This is a genomic window from Saccharothrix sp. NRRL B-16314 (assembly GCF_000716595.1).
Taxonomy (GTDB): Bacteria; Actinomycetota; Actinomycetes; order Mycobacteriales; family Pseudonocardiaceae; genus Actinosynnema.
The window spans coordinates 1-380 of record NZ_JNXC01000152.1; the positions used below are offsets into that span (position 1 = coordinate 1).

The 380-nt window shown below is 70.0% G+C and carries 1 protein-coding gene; it reads left to right on the forward strand.

Annotated features, from left to right (window positions below):
- On the forward strand, window positions 1–380 hold a 380-nt coding region (locus OQ02_RS39440; RefSeq protein WP_033443794.1), incomplete at both ends, for a thiamine pyrophosphate-binding protein.

Sequence of the window (380 nt, forward strand, 5' to 3'; positions counted from 1 at the left end):
CTTCTACCGCGAGCTCAAGAACGTCGGCGGCGTCAGCCACACGCTCGCCCGCCACGTCGAGGGCGCGTCCCACATGGCCGAGGGCTACACCCGGGCCAAGGCCGGCAACATCGGTGTCTGCATCGGTACCTCCGGCCCCGCCGGCACCGACATGATCACCGGCCTGTACTCGGCGATCGCCGACTCGATCCCGATCCTCTGCATCACCGGCCAGGCCCCGGTCTCGAAGCTCCACAAGGAGGACTTCCAGGCCGTCGACATCGCCACCATCGCCAAGCCGGTGACCAAGGCCGCGACGACCGTCCTGGAGGCCGCGCAGGTCCCCGGTGTCTTCCAGCAGGCCTTCCACCTGATGCGCTCCGGCCGTCCGGGCCCGGTCC